Source organism: Rhizobacter sp. P3_C12 (assembly GCF_056402735.1).
Genome location: NZ_JBFUGW010000008.1, coordinates 1 through 19300, shown reverse-complemented (window position 1 = coordinate 19300; position 19300 = coordinate 1). Strand labels below are relative to the sequence as shown.

Below are 19300 nucleotides of genomic sequence, written 5' to 3'. Positions count from 1 at the left end.
GATCCCGACTCGTGAAACGCCCGACCCGTGCCTTGCTGATCACCGCTCTCCTGCTCCCGTTGCTGCATGCCTGTGGCGGCAACAGCGACGAAGACCAGGGCTCTGTGCGCCTGATCAATGCCACCTCCGATTTCGCGCAGCTCGACGCCTACCGCGACGACAGCGGCATCATCAGCAACGTGGCCGCCGGGGCCGGCAGCGGCTATGCCAACCTCGACGAAGACAGCTACACCTTCAAGATCGCCCAGAGCGGCTCCGGCGTCACGGCGGCCAGCCTGTCGGGCTCGGTGTCGGCGGGCTCGCACTATGCGTTGCTGGCCTATGCGAGCGGGTCTGCGTTGCAGGTCAGCTACCTGACCGAAGACGAAGGCGCGCCGAGCTCGGGCCAGGCCAAGCTGCGCTTCATGAACACCGCCGGTCTCGAAGCCGGCAACGTCGACGTGTACGTCGGCCAGGCGGCGTGCAATGCGCTGGGTGCCACCTCCATTGCGGCCGCGAGCGGGCTGTCGACCGCGACCTCGGCGACGGCCCCGACCGCCTACACCGCGTTCGTCGCCGGCACCTACCACGTGTGCGTGACCGCCGCCGGCAGCAGGACCGACGTGCGGCTGGACATCCCGGCGTTGGCGCTCGGCAACCAGCAGGTCGCCACGCTCGTGCTGACCCGCAGCAGCGGTGGCGTGCTGGTGAACGGGCTGCTGGTCAACCAGCAAGGGGCGGTGACGCCGAGCGCCAATCTGTCGACGCGCGTGCGCGTGGTGGCCAACACCCTGGTGGCGACCGACACGATCAACGTCGCGGTCAACGGCACGACCGTCGGCAGCAACCTCCCGCCGGCCTCGGTGGGCAGCTACCGCCTGGTGACGGCTGGCGCCCTGAACGTCACCGTCAACGGTGCGGCCGTGGACGTCGGCACGTCGACGGCTCCTGCCGGCGGCGACCTGACACTGCTCGTGACCGGCGACGTGGCGTCTCCCAAGCTCTCGGTGCTCACCGACGACAACACGCCGTCGACCAGCGCTTCCGAGCCGGTCAAGCTGCGCCTGGTCAATGCCGTCAACGGCCTGACGGGCAGCGCGACGCTGACGCTCGACAGCGACGTGATCGGCGACGACGTCGCGTTCGGCACCGCCTCGGCGCCGGCCACGGTGGCGACCAGCGCGGCGTTGGCGACGATCGTGGCCAACGCCGGGTCGACCAGGCTCTGGCAGGCCACGGACCAGACGCTGACGACCGGCAAGGTCTACAGTGTCTTCCTGCTGGGCAACACGTCGACGGTGGGCACCTCCAGCCTGATGCGCGCCGACCGCTGAGGCGGTTCAGGGTTTCCCCCTCGGAGTTCCACCGGCTCCAGGGGGACTCTTCGAYGGGCGATGGGGCTATAGTCGTCCGCATCCGGAGGGTGCGGCGATGTTGTTGCAGCGCGCGTTCAGGGCCGTCGATGTCTTGATGGTCGAAGACAACCCGGGCGATGTTCGTTTGACGCGCGAAGCACTGCGCCGCAACGGGCATGACCTGCGCCTGCACCATGCCGAGGACGGCATCTCGGCGATGCGGTTCCTGCATCGCGAGACCCCTTACGAAACGGCACCGCGGCCCGACCTCATCCTGCTCGACCTGAACCTGCCGTTGATGGGCGGTCGAGACGTGCTCGCGGCAATCAAGTCCGATGCAGCGCTGCGGTCCATCCCGGTGATCGTGCTGAGCACCTCGCAGTCGGACGACGACGTGTCCCATGCGTACGACTTGCAGGCGAACTGCTTCATCAGCAAGCCCGCCGACCTGCACGAGTTCAACCAGGTGATCCACAACATCGAGCGCTTCTGGCTGCAGACGGTGAGCCTCGTCGGTCGCGGGGGCGTGGCGTGAACGGCCTGCGCCGTGTCCTGCTGATCGAGGACAGCGCGGGAGACGCGCGATTGATCAAGGACATGCTGTCGCAAGTGCGGACCGATGAGTTCACGCTGACCTGGTGCGAGAACCTGGATGCCGGCGTGCAGGCGCTGGCGCAGCAGCACTTCGACGTGCTGCTGCTCGACCTCGGCCTGCCCGGCACCTGGGGTCTCGACACGATGCGCCAGTTGCTTGCGCAGCCGGTGAAGGTGCCCGCCCTGGTGGTGATGAGCGGACTCACCGACGAGGCGGTCGCGCTGGAGGCGATCCAGTCCGGCGCGCAGGACTACCTGGTCAAGGGCGAGGTGACCGCGGACTTGCTGTCGAGAGCGATCCGCTATGCGATCGGGCGGCGCCACGCCGAGGACCTGGTCCACGCCCATACCGCCGAACTGGTGATCGCACGGGATCGGGCGGAGGTGGCCAACCGGGCCAAGAGCGCGTTCCTCGCGGCGATGAGCCACGACCTGAGGACGCCGCTCAACGGCGTGCTGGGCTTCGCGCAACTGCTGCAACGGGACAGGAACCTGACGCAGCGGCAGCAGGCGGGCGTGAATGCCATCCGGCAGAGCGGCGAACACCTGCTGACCTTGATCAACGACATCCTCGATCTCGCGAAGATCGAAGCCGGCAAGTTCGAGCTGTGCCCGACGGTATTCGATCTCCCTCGCTACCTCGACGGCCTGGTCGAGCTGATGGGCGTCAGGGCCAGGCAGAAGCCCGCGTTGCAGCTGGGCGCGGAACTGTCCGCCGACCTGCCGGCGACCTTCCGGGCCGACGAGAAGCGGCTGCGGCAGGTGTTGTTGAACCTGCTCGACAACGCCGTCAAGTTCACCGAGCACGGCACGGTGACATTGCGGGTGCGGACCGGCGCCTCGAACGCGCTGCGCTTCGAAGTGCAGGACACCGGCGCCGGCATGGATGCCGCGCAGCTGTCACGGCTGTTCCAACCGTTCGAGCAGGTGGGCGGGCTCGAGGACCGAAACCGCGGCACCGGCCTGGGCCTGGCGATCAGCCGGCAGTTCGTGCGGCTGATGGGCAGCGAGATCCATGTCCAGAGTGCGAAGGGCGAAGGCACGCGCTTCTGGTTCGACCTGGCGCTGGAGCCCGCTGCGCAGGACGGCCCGTCCGCACCCCCTTCGGCACCTGGCTGCGTGGTCGGCTATGCCGGGGGGCGGCGCAGGATCCTGGTGGTGGACGACGTGGTGACCAACCGCGCCTTGTTGCTCGACATGCTGGGCGGCCTGGGCTTCGATCTGTGCGAGGCCGGCGATGGCGCCGAGGCGTTGTCCATGCTCGCCGGCAGCAAGCCGGACCTGATCCTGCTCGACATCCGGATGCCCCGCCTCGGAGGCCTTGAAACCTTGGGCCTTCTGCGGCGGACCCATGCGCAGCTGCCGGTGATCGCGATCTCGGCAGGGGCGATGGTGGACGACAAGGAAAGGAGCCTGTCGGCCGGTGCCAACGCGTTCTTGACGAAGCCGATCAACCTGCAAGCGCTGCTGGACCAGATGGGCGCACTGCTCGACCTGGAATGGGTCGAGGAAACCAGTGCGCTGCCATCGGTCCCGGGCGCAGCCACGAACTAGCGCAGGATGTTCTGCGTGCGAGCGACGGCTTCGGTCCGGTTGCGCACGTTCATCACCTTGAAGATGCGCGACAGGTAGTTGCGCACGGTATTCGGCGAGATGTTCAGCTCGGTCGAGATGCGCTTGTTGGGCATGCCCTGGCAGACGCACTTCAGCACGGCTGCTTCGCGCGGCGCGAGGTCGTAGGCGGCAGCGAGGTTCTCTTCCGCGTAGGTCTGCTCGCTGGCCTCGATCTCGGACGTGGCGGCGACATGCGTCATCTCGTCTTCGGTCGGCATGTACTTGTTGCCGCCCAGCAGCGAGGTCACCGCCTGCAGGATGTCGGCAGCCGAGCGCGACTTGGGAATGAACCCGGAGGCGCCCACGGCCACGGCGCTCGACACGAAGCGTCGCGTCGTGTGCGTCGAGAACACGGCGATCGGCGGGCAGGCCGGAAGCTTCCTGAGGAACACCACGCCATTCAGGCTGGGCCCGATGGGCGACGAGATGCCGAGCAGCACCAGGTCGACGGTCTCGTTCGAAAGGATGTTGCGTGCCGTCTGGAAATCGCCTGCGGCCAACGTGATCACCGGCCGCTCGAGCTTGTTCAGCAACAGGCTCACGGCGTCCCTGACGATCTCGTGGTCATCGACGATCAGAATCCTTGCTATTCCACTACTGCTTGTCATACCTGCCTCGATGTTGAAAAGATGAGAGTCCGGTCCCTGGATCTTGGTGTGATGCCACTTCGCGGCGGCGTCATCTTCTGGAGTCAGGCTGCTTGAGCCTTGACACCGATGTTGGATCTGCCGTGTGCAGGCAGCATGGGTGATTCGTGCATCTTGTCTGCACATCCTGCGATGGGTGTCTCTGGATGCTTGTGCGATGTGACTGTTGCTTGTTCGCGAAGCACGGACAGCAAGGTCTTGGAGCCGGTGCCGGTCTTGTGGCGCGCGCTGGTGTGCTCGTGCGCCTTGGCCGCCTGCCGTGCGCGAAGAATGTCTTCACGGCGCCGGGCCTGGGCCAGCTCGCTCTGCAGCAGATCGATCTGGCTGTTCGCGTGCTGGAGGAATTCGCGGGTGGCGGCCCGCTGGGCGTCGAACTGGCGCCTCAGCACGGACAGTCGCTTGTCGAAGCAGTGATGCGCCAGCCACCACACGGCGATCAGGATCGGGAGGAGCATCAGCCATGTCGCAGGCAGTGTTGAAAGGCTGGCCAGGGGGCTCGGAGAAAAGTCCATGGTCTTTCCCGTTCGGTGAGACGGTCGCTGGGGTTCAGTGACCTGTCAGGTTGCTGTCTAGGGTGTCGTCATGATCTCGATCGCAGCGGCGTTTGGCTATGGACAAATGCCGCGTCGGGTGCAGGCCAAAGTCAACAAATGCCAACTGCAATCGGTCACTGAAATGCACAAGAGTCATGTTGAACCGTTGAGCGATTTGACTCCGACCTCGCTGCACTGTTTGTCAACAATTGACAAGTGACAGGTGTCCGTTTGGCAGCGGCTCGGCGCCGGCCCGCGATGGACAGGTCAGGCGTCGTCGCGCAGCGCGCTGCGGACCAGCTGCAGCGCCGCCTTGGACTGGAACTGCTCGGCCAGCCGCTGCAGGCGCAGCGCGAAGGGGCGGCACGTCGACGAGGTCTCCGCCAGCTCGGCGGCTTGCTTCGCGAGGTCCTGCATGTTGCCGAACTCGGCCAGCTGCAGCAGCAACTCGAGTCGGGCCCGATCGGGCAACTGGTCGAATGCAGGGTCGCTGGGCGCCTCATCCGACGCGACCTCGCGGGCACTGTCCCATTCCACCCACTCCAGCTGCAGCAGGCGGCCGATGGCGTTGATCAGGGCGGTCAGCGTGAACGGCTTGGGCAGGAAGGCATCGGCTCCGACATCCAGCGTGTGCTGGTGGTCGGTGGCCGAGGCACTCGCCGAGATGGCGACGATGCGCACGTCGCGCAGCATCGGCATCTCGCGAAGGCGCCGGGTGGTCTCGAAGCCGTCCATCACCGGCATCACGCTGTCCATCAGGATCAGGTCCGGCCGATGCTCCAGCGCGACCCGCAGGCCCGCGGCCCCATCCGGCGCTTCGAGCATGTCGAAGCCCAGCGATCGCAGGAACGTGATCAACGGCCGGCGGTTGGCTTCGGTGTCGTCGATGACGAGCACCTTGCGGGGCGGGCCGCGGTAGCCGGCGATGGTCTGCACCTGGCGCTCCGTGGGGGCGACGGTCGTGAGGTCGGTGCTCGCCAGCGACAGGTCGAGTTCGAAGCAGAAATGGCTGCCATGCCCGATCCGGCTGCTGACGACGATGTCGCTGCCCATCAGCGCCACCAGCTGGCGGCTGATCGCCAGGCCCAGCCCGGTGCCTCCGAAGCGGCGCTGCACGTCGGCGGCCTGTTCGAACGGCCGGAAGATGGCGCCGAGCTTGTCCGGGTCGATGCCGATGCCGGTGTCGTGCACCTCGAAGCGCAGGCGCACTTCGCGCGCCGTGCGTTGCGTCTCGTGGACCACCAGGCTGACTTCGCCGTCGTCGGTGAACTTGACCGCGTTGCTGAGCAGGTTCAGCAGGATCTGGCGCAGCCGAGTGCTGTCGACGGAGACGATGGTGCCTTCGGCGCTGTGGTCCTCGAACCGGAACTTCAGTTCCTTTTCCTGGACACGGATGCGGATGATGTCGGTGATGGCGCCGAGGAAGGTCTTCAGCATCACCGGCTCGGGGAAGAGTTCGAGCCGGCCGGCTTCGATGCGCGAGAGGTCGAGCAGGTCGTTGATCAGCAGCAGCAGGTGCTCCGCGCTCTGCTGGATGGTCCGCACGCCTTGCAGTTGCTCCTTGTCCAGCCGCGTGTCGATCTGGAACAGCTGGGCGTAGCTCATGATCGCGTTCAGCGGCGTGCGCAGCTCGTGGCTCATGTTGGCGAGAAAGCTGCTCTTGGCCCGGTTGGCGACTTCGGCCGATTCCTTGGCGGAACGCAGTTCGGCCGTGCGCTCGCGCACCGTGATCTCGAGGTTCGTCTGGTTGAGCTGGAGCTGCCCGAGCATCGCGTTGAACTGCTCGACGAGGTCGCCCAGCTCGTCCTGGCTGCGCCGCACGACGCGCCGGGGCGGCAGGCCCTGGTGGATGTCCCGCGCCACGCGGGCCAGGTCCTCGATCTGCGAGAGGCTGGCGTGCAGCAGCACGGTCGCGAAGACCAGCCCGATCGCAAGCGAGGTGCCGAGCGCGGCCAGCAGCGGCAGCGATTGCCGCTGCCATTGCGTCATGGCCGAGGGCGAGGTGCCGAGCAGCCGGAGCTCGCCGGTGCGCACGCCGTCCAGCATCACGTCCAGCGAAACCGTCAGCGTGATGCCATCCAGGCCGTGGTCCGGCGGTGGCGAGGTATAGGAGGCGACCAGCCGGCCGCGGGAGTCGAAGAGTTCGGCACGGCTGGCCGAGGTCTGGCCGCGCAGTGCCGCCAGCGTCTCGGCGGCCGCGGCCGCATTGCCGAACGCCAGCGCCGCGGCCGTGCCTTCGGCCATCACGGCGGCCAGCGCCTGCATCTGCTGGCGCGCGGCAAGCTGCTGTTCGGCGATCTGCCGCCCGACCTGCCAGCTTCCGAGCGCCAGCAGCCCGCAGGCGAGGCTCACCGCGAGCAGCAGGACCGTCTTGCGGCGCAGCGGCAGGTGCTGCCGGCCGAACCAGCGCGAGGCCAGGGCCAGCACGTTCTTCGAGATGCGTTGCAGTCGCTGCATCACGGCGTCTTGTCCTGGTTGACGGTGCGGGCGAGCCGCAGCAGTTGCGGCGAGAGCACCAGCTGGGTGCGTTCGGCCTGCGTCAGGTTGATGTCGAACTGCATGCGCTGGTCGCCCGCGAACAGGCGGATCGTGCCGCCGCTGCGCAGGAAGGCCGGATCGTCACCGACCGTCAGGACCGGCAGCGATGCGGCCGCCTGCAGCAGCGCGTTGCGGCTTTCCGTCGTGCTGGCGACGTACAGCAGGTCGCAGCGCGCGACATCGGCCGCGCCGGGCCCGATGCGGCGCAGCCGCACCGGCCGGCCGCGCACCATCGTGCCATCGGCCGACGAGAACGCCCCGTACAGCGAATCGCCGGCCGACACGCACAGCCGGAACGCATCTGCAGGCGCGCTGTCGGGCCACGTGACGTAGCGCGCGAAGTTCAGCGTGAAGGCCACCCGGATCGGGTCGATCTGCGCCGTGTCGACCTGGGCCGATGTGACGCACAGGGACGCGGCACACAGGATGGCGACGAGGCCGCGCCGCAGGGTCTGCGTCGTTGTTCCGGGAGCGGCGGCGTGGTTCAGTGGGCTTCCTGGCTGAGCGGCATCGAAGACGACCGGGGGAGATCATCTTGCCATGGGGCGCGAAGAGGCCCGGCCGGGTCCRCCGGTCATGGCGCGGCAAGGCTGTTCCCTTGCGATGCGAGCGTGAAATGGAAGGTCGTGCCCTCGCCCGGCAGCGAACTCACCCAGATGCGCCCGCCGTGGCGTTCGACGATCTTCTTGCACAGCGTGAGCCCGATGCCAGTGCCGTCGTAGCGGGAGCGGCTGTGCAGCCGCTGGAACAGCACGAAGACCCGTTCGAAGTGGGCCGGCGCGATGCCGATGCCGTCGTCGCTGATGCTGAACTGCCACCCGTCGCCTTCGCGCCGCACCCCCACGTGCACCCGCGGGCCCGGGCCGTTGCGGAACTTGATCGCATTGCCGATCAGGTTCTGGAACAGCTGCACCAGCTGCGTCTGGTCGGCCGCCACGGCCGGCAGTTCGTCGTGCGTCACGCTGGCCTGGCTCTCCTGGATGGCGACGTGCAGGTTGCGCAGCGCCAGCTGCAGCACCTCGGCGCATTCGGTCTGCTGCAGCGGCCGTTCCTTGCTGACGAGGCGCGAGTAGTGGAGCAGGTCGTTGATGAGCTTCTGCAGGCGCTTCGCGCCATCCACCGCATAGCCGATGAACTCCCGGCCGTCGTCGTCGAGCCGGTCCTGGTAGCGCTCCTCGACCAGCTGCAGGTAGCTCGCGATCATCCGCAACGGCTCCTGCAGGTCGTGCGAGGCCACGTAGGCCAGCTGCTCCAGCTCGGAGTTCGATCGCTGCAGCGCGGCCTGCGTGCGCTCGTGCGCGGCGATCTCCTCGCGCAGGCTGGCGTTGCGGGCCTCGACGCGGCGCTGCAGCTGGTGCAGCGTCAGGTGCAGGCGCATGCGGGCGATGACTTCGGCGACGTCCAGCGGCTTGGTCACGTAGTCGACGGCGCCGACCGAGAACCCGGTGAGCTTGTCGGGGGTCTCCGCCAGCGCCGTCATGAAGATCACCGGCACGTGGCTCGACGCCGCGGAGGCCTTCAGGCGGCGGCAGGTCTCGAAGCCGTCGAGCCCGGGCATCATCACGTCGAGCAGGATCAGGTCCGGGTGGACCAGGGCGGCGCGTTCGATCGCATCCTCGCCGTCCTGCGCCACGGCGACACGGTAGCCGTGGTGCGTGAGGAAGCGTGCGGCKGCTTCCAGGTTCGCCGGCAGGTCGTCGACGACGAGGATCGTCTGCGGGGCACCCGCGGGCGCTTCATCCGCGTCGTGCGGCAGGGCCGGGGTGCGCGGCGCTTCTTGCAAGGTGGTGGAGGTCATGGCGCGGCTCCCGAAGTGGCGGCGTTGGTGTGTGCATCAGTGTGTGCATCGATGCGGAAGGTCTCCACATGCTGGCGCAGCGCGTCCGACGAGGCGCGCAGCGAGCGCACCGCCTCGGCCGTCCGGTCGATGCGGTCGGTGCTCTGGCGCGCGCCTTGTTCCAGCGACACCAGCGCGGTGTCGACATGGCCGATGCAACGGTTCTGTTCGTCGGCGGCGTTCGAGATGGAGCCGAGCAAGCCGGTCAGCTGCTGCGCATTGGCCACCAGCTCGTTCATCTTGAGGCTCGCCTCGCTGCTGATGCGCGTGCTGCTCTCGACCCGCTGCACGTTGGTGTCGATCAGGCCGCGGATCTCGCGTGCGGCCGATGCCGAGCGGTCGGCCAGCGTGCGCACCTCGGCCGCCACGACGCCGAATCCCTTGCCGGCGCTGCCGGCGCGGGCCGCCTCGACGGCCGCGTTCAGCGCCAGCAGGTTGGTCTGGAAGGCGATCGTGTCGACGACGCGCGTCACGTCGGCGATCGTGGCCGACAGCTCGCGCAGCTCCGCCATGGTCTGTACCTGGCTGCGCACCGCATGCTGGCCGGCGTGGGCGGCCTGCACGTTCGCATCGCACAGGCGGGCGGCCGTGTCGACCACGCTGCGGGTGTGCCCGGCGGCCTGCGAGATCCGCTGCATCGCGTGCGCGCATTGCTGCATGTGGCCGCGCGATTCCTCGTTGCCGGCCACCAGCTGGCGGGCGTGACCGTCGAGGTTCGCGCTCGCGTCGAGCACGTGGCCGCTCACCTGCCGCACGTCGCCGACGATGCCCGAGAACGATTGCTGCAATGCCTTCGCCGCGACGATCAGCCGCGCCGCTTCATCGCGCCCCCAGGCGATCGGCGAGCCGGTCAGGTCGCCATGCTGCATGCGCGCCATGTGGCGGGCGACCACCTCGAGCCCGCCCTGGGTGGCCAGGCGGAACGACCAGAACAGGTACGCGGCGAGCAACAGGCTGCCCAGCAGCATCGAGATCACGGTGTTGCGGCGCACGCCGGTGTCGTGCAGGCGCTGCTGCAGCAGCCGTTCGGTGGTCGACAGCGCCTGTGCGTTCAGTGCCCAGAAGCCTTCGAACGCGCGTGTGCCGGCGGCCTTGAAGCGCGACACGTCGCCCTTGACGCTGCTGCCCAGCAGGTAGCGGCGCGACAGCCCGCGCAACTCGGCCGCTGCGGGCACGCCCTTGTCGAGCCCGAGTTCCGCGCGCAGCGGCTCGCTCAGCTTGAAGGCCTTGTCGAGGTGATCGCCGGCCTGCGCCTCCAGGTACTCCATCACCGGCAGCGCATCGGACAGCAGGCGCTGCTGCGGCGCCGAGATCTCGCCGGCCGAGAGCGCCTGCTCGCCCAGCGACATCGCCTGGCCGATCCGGTCGGCCAGCTCGGGAATGGCGGCCACCGCACCGGCCACGAGGCGCCCGGTCGTCAGGTCCGGGTCCTGGGACAGGCTGGACTGCTCCATCACGACCCGCAGCAGCGCCTGCTGGTCGGCGACGATCTGCGTGTAGCGCTCGTACAGTTCGGTCGGGTCCGCGCCGCGTGACGGCGCGGCCGGCAACTCTGCGGCCAGGGCCTGGAACGGGGCGGCGGCGTCGAAGACCGGCTCCAGCGACCGGTGCGTGGCCTGCAGCCGGGCGAACAATTGCCGGTAGTCCGCCTGGTCCTTCGGCCAGCTGCCCGCCGCGTCGAGCCCGGCCGCCTGCATCGCGCGCTGGCGCTGGCCCTGCGTGAAGCGCACCAGCGGCAGCGCGTCGCGCAGGTAGCGCACGCCCTGCAGCTCGCGCTCGGTGGCGGCCGACGCGGCCGCCATGTCGCGCAGGCAGACGGTGCCGAGCATCGTGATCGGCACCATGAACACCGCCGAGATCATCAAGGCCTTGATGTTGAAGGACAGGCGGCGGAACAGCCGGACGCCGGGCGCCCAGATGCCGTGGTAGCGGAAGAACTCGAACAGCCGGTCGCCGGGCGGACCGCTGTCCAGCGACACGCCGTGCTCGGCGGGGCGGACGGGCGTTGACGGGCCGTCTGCGGCGGGTGTCGCGGATGTCATGGGTGCTGCTTTCTGTTCCAGATGATCACGCGTCGGAAGGTTTTCGTCTCCGACTGGTGACAAATATCGCCGCCCACGGCCTTTTGGTGAACGCCTCATTTGTCAACGAATGACAACTGGCTGGACCCCTCGCCGCGCCCGCAGGCCGGTTGGCAATTGTTGACAAAGCAGGGGTTCGTTTGGCGCGCACGGCGACGAAATCAGGTCCACATTTCCGTCGCACGTTGTTGCCCCAAAAGAAAGGAATTCGCCATGAACTGGATGCGTCCGTGGGCCCTGGCCCTCTGCCTGTCGACCCTGGGATGGAGCGCTGCCCCGGCAGCCGACGACCCGCTGGCGGCGACGCCGCAGGATCGGCAGTGGCTGCTGCCCGCGGTGCCGCCGCACCCGGACGACAACGCGCCGACCGCCGCGCGCGTCGAGCTCGGCAAGATGCTGTTCTTCGACGCCCGCCTGTCGTCCGAGCGCAACCTGTCGTGCGCCGGTTGCCACAGCCCGCTGTACGGCTGGTCCGACGGCCTCGGCACCGCCAAGGGCTTCCGCAGCAAGGTGCTGGGACGGGCATCGCCGACCATCGTCAACAGCGGCTACAACACCATCCAGATGTGGGACGGCCGCCGCGCGACGCTCGAGCACCAGGCGATGGGGCCGATGGAGTCGATGGACGAGATGGCGATGAACCTCGACGCGCTGTTCGCGTGGCTGGCCGTCAACCCGGGCTACCAGGCCGCCTTCGCCGCGGCCTACCCGGGCGAGGCGATCGACAAGACGACGACCTCGAAGGCGATCGCGGCCTTCGAGCGCACGGTGGTCAGCAGCGACTCTCCGTTCGACCGCTGGCTGCGTGGCGACCGCCACGCGATGACGGCGCAGCAGGTGAAGGGCTTCCGCCTGTTCGCCGATCCGGCCAAGGGCAATTGCGCCGGCTGCCACCAGGCCCCGAACTTCACCGACAACGGCTTCCACAACATCGGCCTGGGCTCGTACGGCCAGGAGAACCCGGATGTCGGCCGCTACGCGATCAAGCCGGTGCCGTCACTGAAGGGCGCGTTCAAGACACCGACGCTGCGCGACGTGGCGCTGACCGCGCCCTACTTCCATGACGGATCGGCGGCGACGCTGATGGACGTCGTGGCGCACTACAACCGCGGTGGCCAGGTGCGCAGCAACCTGTCGGCGAGCGTCAAGCCGCTGTCGCTGTCGAACGACGAGATGCGCGACATCGTCGCCTTCATGCAGGCGCTGACGACGCCGGCCCGGCCGTTCACGCTGCCGACGCTGCCGGCCAACTGAGCCCCGAGGAGCCTTCCATGCAGTTCCATCCCCAGTCCCGCATCGGCTCGCTCGCCGTGGCTGCCGCCTGCCTGTTCACCGGCCTGTCGGCCGGTGCCGCCGAGCACGTGCTGGCGCAGAAGGGCAAGGCGTTCTCGGTGAAGAAGCTCCAGGTGAAGGTCGGCGACACGGTGAAGTTCGTCAACGAGGATCCGTTCGCGCACAACGTGTTCTCGCTGTCCGACGCGAAGAGCTTCGACCTCGGCTCGTTCGGCCAGGGCGGCTCGAAGACGGTCACGCTCGACAAGCCCGGCACCGTGGAGGTCGAGTGCGCGGTTCACCCGGACATGCGCATGGTGATCGAGGTCAGCAAGTGAAGCCGCACGACAGCCGCGCCCTGTGGATCGGCGCGCTGATCGTCGCGTGCCTGCTGAGCTGGGCCGGCGGCGTGCATGCCCAGCCGCTGCCGCGCGACAGCCGCGATGCGTCGGTGTTCCGCGGCGGGCTGGTGTTCGCGAACTATTGCGTCACCTGCCACGGCATCAACGCCGACGGCAACGGCCGTGCCGCCCGCCTGTACGACCCGCGGCCGGCCAACCTGCGCACCACCGACAAGAACGACGCCTACCTCGGGCTGATCGTCAAGCTGGGCGGGCAGGCGCTGGGCCGATCGCCGTTCATGCCGCCGTGGGGCGCCGAGCTCACCGAGGAGCAGATGCGCGACCTCGTCGCCTACGTGCGCTCGCTGAACCTGCGGGAGCAGGCCTCTCCGTAGTTCTTCGACCCGATTCGTCAGGACTGCGCCCAGAACACCGCGAACCAGCCCTGCGGATCGGTCCAGTGCCGCATCTGGCGGAAGCCCGATTCGCGCAGCAGCGCCTCGAAGCTCGCCACCGTGTACTTGTACGAGCTCTCGGTGTGGATGCRCTCGCCGGCCGCGAAGTGCCGGGAGTGCCCGGGCCAGCGCACGTCGAGTTCGCGCACCGCCTGCAGGTGCATCTCGATGCGCGACAGCCCGCTGTCGAAGCGCGCCACGTGCTGCCAGTCGGGCAGCCGGAAATCGGTGCCGATGCGCCGGTTCAGGTGGGGCAGCAGGTTGCGGTTGAACGCCGCGGTGACACCCAGGGCATCGTCGTAGGCCGCCTCCAGCAGATGCGCCGGCTTCACCAGGTCGACGCCGATCAGCATGCCGCCGCCACGCGCCTGCTCGCGGGCGCTGGCCAGCAGCCGCGACGCCTGCTCGGGCGTGAAGTTGCCGATGCTCGAACCGGGGTAGAAGAACACCGGCCGCTCGCGCAGCAGCTCGGCCGGCAGCGTCAGCGCATTGGCGAAATCCATGCCGAGGCCGGTGACGTTCAGCGCCGGGTGCGCGCGCTGCACGCCGGCCAGCGCCTCGCGCAGGAAGTCGACCGAGATGTCGATCGCGACGTAGCGCGACGGCCGGAACTCGGGGAACAGCCGCACCGCTTTCGCGCAGTTGCCGGCGCCCAGGTCGATCAGCGTCATGCCGGTGCCGATGGCTTCGGCCATCTCGCGGCCGTGCAGGTCGAAGATGGCGGCCTCGGTGCGCGTCGGGTAGTACTCCGGCAGCTCGGTGATCGCCTCGAACAGGTGCGAGCCCAGGCTGTCGTAGAAGTATTTGGGCGCGACCTCGGCGCGTGCCTTCAGCAGGCCGGCCGTCACTTCGGCCAGCGTGGCCGTCTCGGGCGGCAGCTTGTTCTGCATGAACTGCGGCTGCAGCGGCGCCACCGGGCGGCCGGGCAGACCGACGAGCGTGGGGCGGCGGCTCGAGCCGGCGGGGGAGGCCTCTCGGGTGCCAGTGGGGGTGCCAGTGGTATTGCGCAATGCCAACAACGGGTCCATGCAGGTCTCCTCGGGATGGGGGGCATCTTGCCGGATGCCGGTAAACGTTGTCGACCGAGGGACGTAGGACTTACAGCCGTCGAGGTGTAGGAATCCGGCGCCCGGGAGGGGCGCGCGGCGCAGCCATAATCCCCGCCGGGCCCTTGCCCGTGTGAAACCCGTGAACATCCACCCGGAAAGCGCCCTCGATGCAGATCGGTTTTTCCATCAACGAAGTGCTGTGCCTGCTGAGCCTGGCCAGCGGCGCCTGCTGGTTCGCCTGGAGGCGCCGCCTCGCACGTCTTCCGGCTGACCTGCCCGCCCCGGTGCGCAAGCCGCTGTGGGTCAGCTTCGGCGCCGAGCTGTTCTTCGTGGTGGCGCTGATGTTCACCTGCCGCGTCGCGGTGGCCGACTGGCCGAAGGTGCCGTCCGGCTCGATGGAGCCGACGCTGCGCGTGGGCGACTACCTGCTCGTCAACCACCTGGCCTACGGCCCGCGCCTGCCGTTCACCAACACCGCGATCGAGTTCGGCAAGCCGCAGCGCGGTGACGTCGTCGTGTTCCGCTTTCCGCGCAACGTCTCCGAGTTCTACGTGAAGCGGCTGATCGGCATGCCCGGCGACCTGGTGCGATTCCAGGACGGCGCGGTCAGCATCAACGGCGCGCCGTTCGAGGTCGAGCCGGTCAGCGACGGCAGCGAGCCCGGCGTGCGCGAGGAAGACCGCGGGCAGTGGCTGCAGAAGGAATCGTTGCCCGGGCGCGACCACCTGATCAAGGTCAACCCGTTCGTGCTCGGCAGCATGGCGCTCGACCTGCAGCAGCCCGAGCTCGGCCAGCACTGCGTCAACGAGCGCCGCGGCGCGTGGCACTGCACGGTTCCGGCCGGCCAGTACCTGATGCTGGGCGACAACCGCGACAACTCGGAAGACTCGCGCCGCTGGGGCTTCCTGCCGCACGCCGAGGTCTACGGCAAGGCGGTGCGCGTGCTGTTCAATCTCTCCGACATGTCTCGTTTCTGGACACCGCTGTGAGCACTGCGACTTCGACTGATCTGCAGGGCAAGCGCATCGTGCTCGGCCTGACCGGCGGCATCGCCTGCTACAAGGCCGCCGAGCTGACGCGCGCGCTGGTGAAGGCCGGCGCCTCGGTGCAGGTCGTGATGACCGAGGCGGCCGAACAGTTCATCACGCCGGTCACGATGCAGGCGCTGTCGACCCGCCCGGTGTTCACCAGCCAGTGGGATGCGCGCGAGGCCAACAACATGGCCCACATCAACCTGACGCGCGAGGCCGATGCCGTGCTGATCGCGCCGGCCAGCGCCGATTTCATCGCGCGGCTGGTGCAGGGGCGCGCCGACGACCTGCTGAGCCTGCTGTGCCTCGCACGGCCKATCGAGCGCTGCCCGCTGCTGGTGGCGCCGGCGATGAACCGCGAGATGTGGGCGCACCCGGCGACGCAGCGCAACATCGCCCAGCTGCGCGCCGACGGCGCCACCGTGCTCGGCCCCGGCAACGGCGACCAGGCCTGCGGCGAGATCGGCGATGGCCGCATGCTCGAACCGCTGGAGCTGCTGGAGGACGTGGTCTCGTTCTTCGCGCCGAAGCGGCTGGCCGGGCAGCGCCTGCTGATCACCGCCGGGCCGACCTTCGAGCCGATCGATCCGGTGCGCGGCATCACCAACCGCTCCAGCGGCAAGATGGGCTTCGCGATCGCCCGCGCGGCGCACGAGGCGGGCGCCGAGGTGACGCTGATCGCCGGCCCGGTGCACCTGCCGACGCCGCGCGGCGTGCGCCGCATCGACGTGCAGACGGCGCAGCAGATGTACGACGCCGTGCTGCCGCAGGCGGCGCAGCACAGCGTGTTCGTCGCGACCGCGGCGGTGGCCGACTGGCGGCCGGCGTCGCTGTCGGACCACAAGATCAAGAAGAACGGCAGCAAGGTCGCGCCGACCTTCGAGCTGACCGAGAACGCCGACATCCTGGCGGCCGTCGCGAAGCTGCCGGACCGGCCGTTCTGCGTCGGCTTCGCGGCCGAGAGCCACGATCTGTCCAAGCACGCCCGCGAAAAGCTCCAGCGCAAGAACGTGCCGCTGGTCGTCGGCAACCTCGGCCCGGCCACCTTCGGGCGCGACGACAACGCGCTGCTGCTGGTCGATGCGCAGGGCGAACGCCAGCTGCCGCATGCCGACAAGCTGACGCTCGCGCGCACGCTGGTGCAGGAGATCGCGGCCCGGCTGTCTTCTTCCGCTTCAACCTCCCGACCCGCATGACCCCGATCGACCTGAAGGTGCTCGACCCCCGCATGGCCGAGCAACTGCCCGCGTACGCGACCCCCGGCAGCGCCGGCCTCGACCTGCGTGCCTGCCTCGACGCGCCCCTGGTGCTCGAACCCGGCCAGACGCAGCTGATTCCCACCGGCCTCGCGATCCACGTCGCCGATCCGGGGCTGGCAGCGATCATCCTGCCGCGCTCGGGGTTGGGCCACAAGCACGGCATCGTGCTCGGCAACCTGGTCGGCCTGATCGATTCCGACTACCAGGGCCAGTTGATGGTGAGCTGCTGGAACCGTGGCCAGGCGGCGTTCACGATCGCGCCGATGGAGCGCATCGCGCAGCTGGTGATCGTGCCGGTGGTGCAGGCGAGCTTCCGGGTGGTCGAGGAATTCGGTGTGTCCGACCGCGGGGCAGGGGGCTTCGGCTCGACCGGCAAGCATTGATCTTTCGTGGCGCCGTGAAATCCTCGCGGCGGCCGGCGGTGCGTTTACCGACCCGCAATAAACTTGTCGAAATGCTTTGATAGGCTAAGCATCTCCACAAGTCCTGCGAAGGCAGCGTCCCGCCGTGGCCTCTCTTTCCAGATCTCCAGCCAAGCCAGATTCGCCTCCCCCGGCGCCCGACGCCAGCCGCGTCGCGGCCGAGGTGCTGAGCGTCGTGCCCGACGTGATGAACGCCATCCGCATGGGCATGCGCGGCAGCCTGGACGACGGGCTCTCGGTGCCGCAGTTCCGCTGCCTGGGCTTCATCGGCCGCCATGCCGGCTGCTCGATCAGCGATGTCGCCGGCTTCCTCGGCGTGACGCTCGCCACCGCGTCGGCGATGGTCGACCGGCTGGTGCGCGGCGGCTACGTCTCGCCGAGCACCGCCGCGGCCGACCGCCGCCGCACCGAGCTGCGGCTGAGCGCCGCAGGCAAGGCGCTGCTCGACGACATCCGCCGTGGCGCCCGGGCCGACCTCGCGAACACGCTGTCCGACGCGACGCCGGCGGAACTGGCGCTCGTGATGCAGGGTCTGGCGATCCTCAAGGCGAGGTTCGTCCATGATTGACACAGGATCGCCCGCGGAACGTGCCGCGCCAGGCTCTGCGCCGACTTCCGGGCAGGTGGCCCAGCGCATCGCCGAGGGCCGCCGCCGCTTCCGCCGCCTGTTCGGCGCGGTGATGCTGCCGATGTTCCTGGCCGCCGTCGACCAGACGTTGCTGGCCACCGCGACGCCGGTCATCAGCCGCGAGTTCGGCGGCCTGCGCGACACCTCCTGGCTGGCCGTCTCGTACCTGCTGGCCTCGGTGATCGTGGTGCCGCTGTACGGCCAGCTGGGCGACCAGTTCGGGCGGCGCAAGCTGCTGTCGCTGGCCACGCTGCTGTTCGCGCTCGGCTCGCTGGGCTGCGGCCTGGCGACCGGCCTGTGGTGGCTGGTGGCCGCGCGCACGCTGCAGGGGCTGGGCGGCGGCGGCCTGATGACGCTGTCGCAGGCGCTGATCGGCGAGGTCGTCTCGCCGCAGCGGCGGGCGCGCAGCCAGGGCTATTTCGCGATCGTCTTCACGCTGGCCAGCGTCGGTGGCCCGGTGATCGGCGGGCTGGTGGTGCACCACGCCAGCTGGCGCTGGCTGTTCCTGGTCAACCTGCCGCTGTGCGCGCTGGCGCTGTGGCGGCTGCATGCGCTGCGGGCCGACGACGTGCCGCACCCCCGCGCCGGGCCGCCGGACGTGCAGGGCATGCTGCTGTTCGCGGTGGCGATGGCGCTGAGCCTGTTCTGGCTGTCGTCGGCCGGGCACCGCTTCGGCTGGGTGTCGGCGGCCAGCGGCGCGCTGCTGGTGGCGATCGTCGCGCTGTGGGCCGTGCTGCTGCGCGTCGAGCGGCTGGCGGCGCGGCCCTTCCTGCCGATCGACCTGCTGCGGCTGCCGCCGGTGCGCTACGCGGCGCTCACGGTGGTCGGCTTCGCATCGGCGATGTTCGCGATGGTGTTCTACCTGCCGATCTACCTGCAGCTGTCGCTGCACTCCGATGCCGCCGAGGCCGGCCTGCTGCTGCTGCCGCTGACGGCCGGCATCGTCGGTGGCGCCACCTTCACGTCGCGGCTGATCCTCTGGACCGGCCGCCCGACGGCGCTGCCGGTGGGCGGGCTGCTGCTGGCGGGTTGCAGCCTGCTCGGCATGGCCTTGCTGCCGCCCGACAAGCGCACGCTGGTCGCCCTCGGATTCACCACCGGGCTCGGCCTGGGCAGCGTGATGTCGGTGATGCAGATCGTGACCCAGACCGCCTCCGGCCCGGCGCGGCTGGGTGCCGCGGCGGCCACGATGTCGCTGGCACGCACGCTCGGTTCCTCGATCGGCGCGAGCGCGTTCGGCGCGCTGATCTTCGGGTTGATGGGGAGCAGCGACGCGCTGCACGCAGCGCAGGATCCGCATGCACAGGAGGCGCTGCGCTTCGCCTTCGTGGTCGCCTTCGGCTGTGCCGCCGCCGTGTGCGCGCTGGCCGCCTGGGCCGCCAGCCGGGTGCCGGCGCTGCGCTTCCATCCCGGGCCCGAGGGCCGGACCGATTTTTCCGAATGACTTGACGACGGGCAGTCCATGAACAAGAGCTTGGTGGGTTGGGTGATCGCCGCGGTGGTGGTGGCGGCGGGCGTCGGCTACGGCGTGGCCATGCGTGGCAAGGGCGAAGGCGGTGCAGCGGCCGGTGCGCCGTCGGCCGCCGCGTCCGGCGCGCCGGTCAGCGTCAGCACCGTGCGCGCGCAGCAGCGCGACTACGAGGTCACGCTCGAGGCGACCGGCAG

The 19300-nt window shown here is 69.2% G+C and carries 20 protein-coding genes; 13 read left to right on the top strand and 7 right to left on the bottom strand.

The window, feature by feature from the left end; genetic code table 11:
* Window positions 1-11 precede the first annotated feature (11 nt).
* From AC1DXV_RS02905 to AC1DXV_RS02895, 3 genes are all read left to right on the top strand, one after another.
* Window positions 12-1313, top strand: coding sequence for a DUF4397 domain-containing protein (locus AC1DXV_RS02905; RefSeq protein WP_477867840.1), 1302 nt, complete (start codon window positions 12-14; stop codon window positions 1311-1313).
* Window positions 1314-1410: 97 nt separating this feature from the next.
* Window positions 1411-1869 carry a response regulator gene (locus AC1DXV_RS02900; protein WP_477867838.1) on the top strand — a complete coding sequence of 153 codons (459 nt, stop codon included), beginning with the start codon at window positions 1411-1413 and terminating at the stop codon, window positions 1867-1869.
* Complete coding sequence (locus AC1DXV_RS02895; protein WP_477932401.1) at window positions 1866-3482, top strand: response regulator; 1617 nt, start codon at window positions 1866-1868, stop codon at window positions 3480-3482. Before AC1DXV_RS02900 ends, AC1DXV_RS02895 begins: the two co-directional genes overlap by 4 nt.
* On the opposite strand, the gene AC1DXV_RS02890 is transcribed toward AC1DXV_RS02895, so the two are convergent.
* Window positions 3479-4150, bottom strand: coding sequence for a response regulator transcription factor (locus AC1DXV_RS02890; RefSeq protein ID WP_477867834.1), 672 nt, complete (start codon window positions 4148-4150; stop codon window positions 3479-3481). The genes AC1DXV_RS02895 and AC1DXV_RS02890 overlap by 4 nt on opposite strands.
* Before the next feature lie 83 nt (window positions 4151-4233).
* Entirely contained in the window at window positions 4234-4701 is a 468-nt protein-coding gene (locus tag AC1DXV_RS02885) for a hypothetical protein (protein WP_477932399.1), read from the bottom strand.
* Window positions 4702-4771: 70 nt separating this feature from the next.
* Here AC1DXV_RS02885 and AC1DXV_RS02880 point away from each other — a divergent pair, with 70 nt between their 5' ends.
* Window positions 4772-4942 (top strand): hypothetical protein, encoded by a 171-nt coding sequence (locus AC1DXV_RS02880; RefSeq protein WP_477873062.1) that lies wholly within the window; start codon window positions 4772-4774, stop codon window positions 4940-4942.
* A 47-nt stretch (window positions 4943-4989) separates the two neighbouring features.
* Here the strand turns inward: AC1DXV_RS02880 and AC1DXV_RS02875 are convergent, their stop codons facing one another.
* The 4 genes from AC1DXV_RS02875 to AC1DXV_RS02860 all read right to left on the bottom strand — a co-directional run bounded on the left by AC1DXV_RS02875 (window position 4990) and on the right by AC1DXV_RS02860 (window position 11139).
* Window positions 4990-7179, bottom strand: coding sequence for an ATP-binding protein (locus AC1DXV_RS02875; protein WP_477932397.1), 2190 nt, complete (start codon window positions 7177-7179; stop codon window positions 4990-4992).
* A complete protein-coding gene (locus tag AC1DXV_RS02870; protein WP_477871861.1) occupies window positions 7179-7619 on the bottom strand; it encodes a YfiR family protein in 441 nt (146 codons plus the stop codon). The genes AC1DXV_RS02875 and AC1DXV_RS02870 overlap by 1 nt, the downstream gene beginning before the upstream one ends.
* A gap of 215 nt (window positions 7620-7834) precedes the next feature.
* Window positions 7835-9058, bottom strand: coding sequence for a sensor histidine kinase (locus tag AC1DXV_RS02865; RefSeq protein WP_477871863.1), 1224 nt, complete (start codon window positions 9056-9058; stop codon window positions 7835-7837).
* The gene (locus AC1DXV_RS02860; RefSeq protein WP_477932395.1) at window positions 9055-11139 is read right to left on the bottom strand and encodes a methyl-accepting chemotaxis protein; all 2085 of its coding nucleotides are present in this window, start codon (window positions 11137-11139) and stop codon (window positions 9055-9057) included. Before AC1DXV_RS02860 ends, AC1DXV_RS02865 begins: the two co-directional genes overlap by 4 nt.
* Before the next feature lie 252 nt (window positions 11140-11391).
* On the opposite strand from AC1DXV_RS02860, the gene AC1DXV_RS02855 reads away from it, so the two are divergent.
* From AC1DXV_RS02855 to AC1DXV_RS02845, 3 genes are read left to right on the top strand one after another with little or no spacing between them, the layout of a single operon-like run.
* The gene (locus AC1DXV_RS02855) at window positions 11392-12432 is read left to right on the top strand and encodes a cytochrome-c peroxidase (protein ID WP_477869909.1); all 1041 of its coding nucleotides are present in this window, start codon (window positions 11392-11394) and stop codon (window positions 12430-12432) included.
* Between the two features lie 17 nt (window positions 12433-12449).
* Window positions 12450-12788 carry a cupredoxin domain-containing protein gene (locus AC1DXV_RS02850; protein ID WP_477869910.1) on the top strand — a complete coding sequence of 113 codons (339 nt, stop codon included), beginning with the start codon at window positions 12450-12452 and terminating at the stop codon, window positions 12786-12788.
* Window positions 12785-13186 (top strand): c-type cytochrome, encoded by a 402-nt coding sequence (locus AC1DXV_RS02845; protein WP_477869911.1) that lies wholly within the window; start codon window positions 12785-12787, stop codon window positions 13184-13186. Before AC1DXV_RS02850 ends, AC1DXV_RS02845 begins: the two co-directional genes overlap by 4 nt.
* A 17-nt stretch (window positions 13187-13203) precedes the next feature.
* Here AC1DXV_RS02845 and egtD read toward each other — a convergent pair whose 3' ends face one another.
* A complete protein-coding gene (gene egtD / locus AC1DXV_RS02840; protein ID WP_477932393.1) occupies window positions 13204-14274 on the bottom strand; it encodes an L-histidine N(alpha)-methyltransferase in 1071 nt (356 codons plus the stop codon).
* 188 nt (window positions 14275-14462) lie between these two features.
* On the opposite strand from egtD, the gene lepB reads away from it, so the two are divergent.
* From lepB to AC1DXV_RS02810, 6 genes are all read left to right on the top strand, one after another.
* Window positions 14463-15284: a signal peptidase I gene (lepB, locus tag AC1DXV_RS02835; RefSeq protein WP_477932391.1), complete on the top strand. Its 822-nt coding sequence runs from the start codon at window positions 14463-14465 to the stop codon at window positions 15282-15284.
* A complete protein-coding gene (coaBC, locus tag AC1DXV_RS02830) occupies window positions 15281-16522 on the top strand; it encodes a bifunctional phosphopantothenoylcysteine decarboxylase/phosphopantothenate--cysteine ligase CoaBC (protein WP_477932389.1) in 1242 nt (413 codons plus the stop codon). Before lepB ends, coaBC begins: the two co-directional genes overlap by 4 nt.
* A complete protein-coding gene (gene dut, locus AC1DXV_RS02825; RefSeq protein ID WP_477932387.1) occupies window positions 16519-16968 on the top strand; it encodes a dUTP diphosphatase in 450 nt (149 codons plus the stop codon). Before coaBC ends, dut begins: the two co-directional genes overlap by 4 nt.
* Before the next feature lie 124 nt (window positions 16969-17092).
* Window positions 17093-17575, top strand: coding sequence for a MarR family winged helix-turn-helix transcriptional regulator (locus tag AC1DXV_RS02820; RefSeq protein ID WP_477932385.1), 483 nt, complete (start codon window positions 17093-17095; stop codon window positions 17573-17575).
* A 55-nt stretch (window positions 17576-17630) separates the two neighbouring features.
* A complete protein-coding gene (locus tag AC1DXV_RS02815) occupies window positions 17631-19079 on the top strand; it encodes an MFS transporter (RefSeq protein WP_477932383.1) in 1449 nt (482 codons plus the stop codon).
* A gap of 18 nt (window positions 19080-19097) precedes the next feature.
* Window positions 19098-19300: hypothetical protein (locus AC1DXV_RS02810; protein ID WP_477932381.1), on the top strand; the 203-nt coding region annotated here is incomplete at its 3' end.

Excerpts from the sequence above, each read along its gene's own strand:
- AC1DXV_RS02900 (WP_477867838.1), top strand. The coding sequence starts at position 1,411 with ATGTTGTTGCAGCGCGCGTTCAGGGCCGTCGATGTCTTGATGGTCGAA.
- AC1DXV_RS02890 (WP_477867834.1), bottom strand. The coding sequence starts at position 4,150 with ATGACAAGCAGTAGTGGAATAGCAAGGATTCTGATCGTCGATGACCAC.
- AC1DXV_RS02885 (WP_477932399.1), bottom strand. The coding sequence starts at position 4,701 with ATGGACTTTTCTCCGAGCCCCCTGGCCAGCCTTTCAACACTGCCTGCG.
- AC1DXV_RS02880 (WP_477873062.1), top strand. The coding sequence starts at position 4,772 with ATGATCTCGATCGCAGCGGCGTTTGGCTATGGACAAATGCCGCGTCGG.
- AC1DXV_RS02875 (WP_477932397.1), bottom strand. The coding sequence starts at position 7,179 with ATGCAGCGACTGCAACGCATCTCGAAGAACGTGCTGGCCCTGGCCTCG.
- AC1DXV_RS02860 (WP_477932395.1), bottom strand. The coding sequence starts at position 11,139 with ATGACATCCGCGACACCCGCCGCAGACGGCCCGTCAACGCCCGTCCGC.
- AC1DXV_RS02855 (WP_477869909.1), top strand. The coding sequence starts at position 11,392 with ATGAACTGGATGCGTCCGTGGGCCCTGGCCCTCTGCCTGTCGACCCTG.
- AC1DXV_RS02850 (WP_477869910.1), top strand. The coding sequence starts at position 12,450 with ATGCAGTTCCATCCCCAGTCCCGCATCGGCTCGCTCGCCGTGGCTGCC.
- lepB (WP_477932391.1), top strand. The coding sequence starts at position 14,463 with ATGCAGATCGGTTTTTCCATCAACGAAGTGCTGTGCCTGCTGAGCCTG.
- dut (WP_477932387.1), top strand. The coding sequence starts at position 16,519 with ATGACCCCGATCGACCTGAAGGTGCTCGACCCCCGCATGGCCGAGCAA.